This is a genomic window from Bacteroidota bacterium, assembly GCA_018698135.1.
GTDB lineage: Bacteria > Bacteroidota > Bacteroidia > CAILMK01 > JAAYUY01 > JABINZ01.
In genome coordinates this window covers 1-5,772 of the sequence record JABINZ010000252.1, presented here as the reverse complement: position 1 = coordinate 5,772, position 5,772 = coordinate 1, and the positions used below count along the sequence as shown (strand labels likewise).

At 34.0% G+C, this 5,772-nt stretch carries 4 protein-coding genes; 3 read left to right on the top strand and 1 reads right to left on the bottom strand.

Annotated features, from left to right (window positions below; all coding sequences use genetic code 11):
* The coding region (locus HOG71_15740; protein MBT5992300.1) for a mechanosensitive ion channel at positions 1 to 514 on the bottom strand (514 nt) is incomplete at its 3' end.
* Positions 515 to 834: 320 nt separating this feature from the next.
* Here HOG71_15740 and HOG71_15735 point away from each other — a divergent pair.
* Genes HOG71_15735 through HOG71_15725 form a run of 3 tightly spaced genes read left to right on the top strand, consistent with a single transcriptional unit; the run spans position 835 to position 5,612 of the window.
* Positions 835 to 2,361: a GNAT family N-acetyltransferase gene (locus tag HOG71_15735; GenBank protein ID MBT5992299.1), complete on the top strand. Its 1,527-nt coding sequence runs from the start codon at positions 835 to 837 to the stop codon at positions 2,359 to 2,361.
* A gap of 2 nt (positions 2,362 to 2,363) precedes the next feature.
* Entirely contained in the window at positions 2,364 to 3,656 is a 1,293-nt protein-coding gene (locus HOG71_15730) for a pyridoxal phosphate-dependent aminotransferase (GenBank protein ID MBT5992298.1), read from the top strand.
* A 27-nt stretch (positions 3,657 to 3,683) separates the two neighbouring features.
* Positions 3,684 to 5,612 (top strand): amino acid permease, encoded by a 1,929-nt coding sequence (locus HOG71_15725; GenBank protein ID MBT5992297.1) that lies wholly within the window; start codon positions 3,684 to 3,686, stop codon positions 5,610 to 5,612.
* Positions 5,613 to 5,772: the final 160 nt, after the last annotated feature.

The following is a 5,772-nucleotide window of genomic DNA, read 5'->3' as shown; positions in this document are numbered from 1 at the left end:
TGTCATTAATGACTGTTTCTGAACTAATAATTGAATTTGGGATAATGATACTTTTGTTTTCAAAATTTCGAATTACAGTATGACGTAAAGGAATGTCCTCAACCTTTCCTCTTTGATTTTCTCCAACTGAAATTAAGTCATCAACACGAAAAGGTTTAAATATCACGATAAATATTCCACTAATAATATTTGAAAAAGCCTGTTGTGCTGCCAAACCCAGAATAACAACCATGATACCTGCACTTGCAAATAAGGTTAATGCAAGAGCTTTGAATTTGGGCACTGTATAAATTACCACACCAATTGCAATTGTCCAGATAATTAGGGAAGCTGCATTTTTAAAAAACTTAAAACTTGTTGGGTCTACTTTAAATTTTCTGGATTCCCTTTTATAAGATCTATTAATAAGCCATCTAATAAGCCTGTTTATAATGAGTGTAACAATTAAAATGAAGGCAATAATTATGACTATCTTCAAATCAACATTTAAACTATCAATTATTTTTGAAATCATAGATAAAACTTTAAGACATAAAATTACGAATAAAAGACCTCAAAACTACAAATTGAATGAGATTGAAAAATTGTTGGATTAATTCATTAATAGCGCAAGCTTTTCAGTTAGTCTCACCAAATGTAAAGCTCTTTGACTTAAACCTACCTTTGGTTAACAATTAAAATGGATTCTAACTTAGTGTATTGAAAATCAATAATTGTACGACAACATTTTTATTGCTTTGAGAATTTGTTTTTAAATTATATTTGAAAAGAGAAAAAGCTCTGAATTAAAGAGCAAAATAGATTATTATTTTATATTTATACGTTTTTTACTATATGATACAAGACATTGAAAATATTGAGCTAAAATTCCTAACGCTTGACGATTATCAAGAATTGAAAGAAACAATGATTCTTTCATATTCAACCATGCCAAATGCCTATTGGAAAGAGCACCAGATAAAGACTTTGATTGAATATTTTCCCGAAGGTCAAATTGTAGTTAAGGTGAATTCACAAATTGCAGGTGTTGCTCTTTCAATTATTGTAGATTACCAACAATATGAAGAAAGTCACACATACAAGGATATTACAGGAAACTTCACCTTCAATACTCATGACAATGAAGGGGATGTTTTGTATGGAGTAGATGTTTTTATCAAGCCTGAATTCAGAGGACTAAGATTGGGTCGAAGATTATATGATCATAGAAAAGAATTATGTGAAAGGCTTAATTTAAAAGGGATAGCTTTTGGTGGACGAATACCAAACTATCACAATTATGCTGACACCTTAACACCAAAAGAATACATTGAAAAGGTAAGGAAAACTGAAATCAAGGATCCTGTTCTAAATTTTCAGATATCAAACGATTTTCATCCTGCAAAAATTTTAAAGGGGTATTTAGAAGGAGACAAGGCATCGAATGAATTTGCCGTTTTGCTTGAATGGGATAATATTTACTATGAAAAACCAAGCAAAAAGCCTTCGTTGGTTAAAAAAGTGGTTCGAATAGGATTAATTCAGTGGCAGATGAGACCTTATAAGAATCTCGATGAAGTGATGCAGCAGGCTGAATATTTTATTGATGCTGTTTCTGGTTATCGATCCGACTTTGCCTTATTCCCTGAGTTTTTTAACGCTCCGCTGATGGCCGAAAACAATCATTTAACAGAGCCTGAAGCTATTAGAAAACTAGCCGAACATACCGATGCGATTGTGCAAAAATTCTCTGAACTGGCAATTACCTACAATATCAACATTATTTCGGGTAGCATGCCTGAAATCAAAAATGATCAGCTTTTTAATGCAGGTTATCTTTGTAAAAGAGATGGAAATATTGAAAGATATGAAAAATTGCATGTTACACCTGATGAAGCCAAAGTTTGGGGAATGCAAGGTGGTTCTATTTTAAAAGCATTCGATACTGATTGTGGAAAAATTGGTATTCTGATATGTTACGATTCAGAATTCCCTGAATTAAGTCGTATCTTAGCTGATGAAGGCATGGATATTTTATTTATTCCTTTCCTTACCGATACACAAAATGGTTATTCAAGAGTAAGATACTGTGCACAAGCACGTGCTATTGAAAATGAGTGTTTTGTTGCAATTGCCGGTAGTGTAGGAAATTTGCCAAACGTTCATAATATGGATATACAATTTGCGCAATCAATGGTTTTTACACCTTGTGATTTCTCATTTCCAACAAATGGTATTAAAGCAGAAGCAACTCCAAATACAGAAATGATTTTAATTGCTGATGTTGATATTGATTTACTACGAGAATTAAATCAGTTTGGAAGTGTTCGGAATTTAAAAGACAGACGTAAAGACCTTTATAGCCTGAAAAAACTACAATAAAAATGGGAAAATCAAAAAAAGCACATTTTCAACATTTCATGAATCTGAATGTTAGAGGGCTTGAATTATCGGCCACTTTAGCCATTAATGAAAAAAGCAATAAACTCAGAAGTGAGGGGAAAAACATTTATAAACTTGGATTGGGACAATCTCCTTTTCCTGTGCCGGAGTCAGTTGTCGAAGCTCTTAGGCAAAATGCCCATCAAAAGGATTATTTGCCTGTAAAAGGATTACCCAAATTAAGAGAGGCCATTACTGAATTCAATTTGATTACAGAAAAAGTACAATTCGAACCTGAGAATATAATGATAGGCCCTGGTTCAAAAGAGCTTATTTTCTTGTTACAGTTGGTTTATTATGGTGACCTAATAATTCCAACTCCTAGCTGGGTATCCTATTCTCCGCAAGCCAAAATAATAGGTCGAAATGTGCATTGGGTACAAACAAAAAAGGAGAATCAATGGCGCTTAACTCCAGAGAAGCTTGAAGAAATTTGTGAATCTGACCCAGAAAGACCTCGTATTGTTATTTTAAATTATCCCTCAAATCCTACGGGATATACTTATCCTTTAGAAAGGTTAAAACAATTGGCACAAGTAGCTCGTAAATACAGAGTAATACTTGTTTCAGACGAGATTTATGGGATGCTTCATCATAACAACAAACATGTTTCTATTGCCCGATTTTATCCTGAAGGCACAATTATTAGCTCAGGACTAAGTAAGTGGTGTGGTGCAGGTGGCTGGCGATTAGGTACGTTTAGTTTTCCAGAAGAATTATCCTGGTTACAAAATGCACTGGCAGTGGTTGCCAGCGAAACATTCACGTCAACCAGTGCACCCATTCAATATGCAGCAATCAGGGCATTTCAGATGGGAGATGATATTGATTTATATTTACATCATTCACGAAGAATATTAAAAACCATAGCTAAAAATATAACCCATACGCTCAATAACATTTATGTTGATGTTCAGCTTCCTCATGGAGGATTTTATATTTTTCCTGATTTTGGATATTATAAAGACAAACTGGCAAAAAAAGGGGTCACATCTTCCTATGAATTATGCAATAAAATATTAAGTGAAACGGGTGTCGCCATGTTACCGGGAAGTGATTTTGGAAGGGATCAATCAGAACTAACTTGCAGAATAGCCTATGTTGACTTTGATGGCAAAAGAGCTTTGGAATATGCAGATAAGCATCCAGATTTGGGGAATGGTTTTATGGATGAAGTTTCTCCCAATATTAAGTGTGCTATTGAAAAACTTGGAAATTGGTTGTGCGATTTATAGATAATAATAATTAACTAAACAGAAGTCATGGCAATAGATTCAGCAAAAAAAGGATTTGGGACTGCACCTGTGTTTTTTACAGCAATTTCCACGATTCTTGGAGCTATTCTTTTTCTTCGATTTGGTTATGCAGTTGGAAGTATCGGTTTTTGGGGTGTTGTTTTAATTATATTACTTGGCCACGTAGTAACTATTCCTACCGCATTAGCAATTTCTGAACTTGCAACCAATAAAAGAGTTGAAGGTGGTGGTGAGTATTTCATTATTTCACGTTCATTCGGACTGAATATTGGCGCAACAATCGGAATTACATTATACCTTTCTCAGGCCATAAGTGTTGCTTTTTACATCATTGCTTTCACTGAAGCATTTGAATTTATGTTCAACTTTTTTCTCAGTAAATATGATATAATAGTTCCACGTCAAATAATAAGTATACCTGCACTTATTGTATTAGCTGTTGTGATTTTCAAAAAGGGAGCTGATGTCGGTGTAAAAGCGCTTTACATTGTAGTTGCCATATTAGCTATTTCGTTAATTTCTTTTTTCATTGGTTCAACTGAACATGCTAGTCACTCATCGTTTAATTTAGGTACTGCTCAGTTTAGAAATATGGACAGTTTTTTCATTGTATTTGCCATAATATTCCCTGCATTTACGGGAATGACAGCTGGGGTTGGATTATCTGGAGACCTAAAAAATCCTGCCAAATCAATACCACTAGGAACCATAAGTGCAACTATTGTTGGCATGCTAATCTATTTTCTAGTAATTTACAAACTAGCCTTGTCAGTAAGTCCTGCAGACCTAATAGAAAACCAGTTAAGCATGAGTACAGTTGCCATTGGAGGATTAATTATCATTCCTTTAGGACTTGCTGCATCAACAATTTCATCTGCATTGGGTTCAATAATGGTAGCTCCCAGAACCCTTCAGGCACTTGCAATGGACAATTCTTTCCCCTGGCAAAAAATAAATAATTGGTTGTCGAAAGGCCGCAAAAAAGATAATGAGCCTATAAACTCAACATTACTGACAGCCATCATCGCATTTATTTTTGTAGCATTGGGAGATGTGAATGCTGTAGCCCAAATTATTTCCATGTTTTTTATGATAACTTATGGTTCTCTTTGCCTCATATCATTTTTGAATCACTTTGGGTCTTCTCCTTCCTATCGCCCTTCCTTTAAATCAAAATGGTATATTTCAGCTACCGGATTTGTAATTGCAGTTTGGGTCATGTTCAAGATTAGTGGAACGTATGCAATTCTCTCAATTGTTTTAATGGGATTACTGTATGTGTATATCAATAGTTACCACAAAAACAGAAGTGGGCTTCAAGCAATTTTTGCAAATACTATTTTTCAGTTAAGCAGAAATATGCAGGTATATCTGCAAAAAGCAAGGAACATCAAAGAAATTAAAGAGTGGCGCCCAAGTATTATTTGCATATCAGATGATACATTTTCGAGAAGTATGGCTTTTCGATTACTAAACTGGATTTCTTATAAATTCGGCTTTGGCACCTATATCCATATGATAGAAGGTTATTATTCAAAAAGCACAGTCCAACAATCTCACGAGGTTCTAGAAAAACTATTAATCAAATTTGATAAATATAAAAACAACGTATATATAGATACCATTATATCACCATCCTATACATCAGCAGTGGCACAAACAATTCAGGTTCCTGGTATTGCAGGAATGGAAAATAATATGGTGTTATTCGAATTCGATAAAGAAGATCCTTCAAAACTTTCAAATATAGTAGATAATTTCGCCTTGGTTAATTCTGGCAATTTTGACATTTGTATTTTAGGAAGCTCTAAAAGGAATCCTGAACCAAAAGATGATATTCATATTTGGATTAAAAGTACTGACTCAGGTAATGCAAACCTGATGATTTTATTGAGTTTCATTATATCTGGTCATCCCGATTGGAAACAATCGTAACTAATCAGGGATATATGTAGCAAGGCAATTTAAGCCCTCAAGAACTTTGTTTCTAGACTTGATGATTGTATCAATAATTGACCTGTTTATTGCGAAAGTCTGAGCACCATTTGTCGATTTAAAAAAACCTGATATTTTCTGTTTTACTTTCACATTCCTT

Coding starts and splice junctions, on each gene's coding strand:
- HOG71_15725 (MBT5992297.1), top strand. CDS start 3,684: ATGGCAATAGATTCAGCAAAAAAAGGATTTGGGACTGCACCTGTGTTT.
- HOG71_15735 (MBT5992299.1), top strand. CDS start 835: ATGATACAAGACATTGAAAATATTGAGCTAAAATTCCTAACGCTTGAC.
- HOG71_15730 (MBT5992298.1), top strand. CDS start 2,364: ATGGGAAAATCAAAAAAAGCACATTTTCAACATTTCATGAATCTGAAT.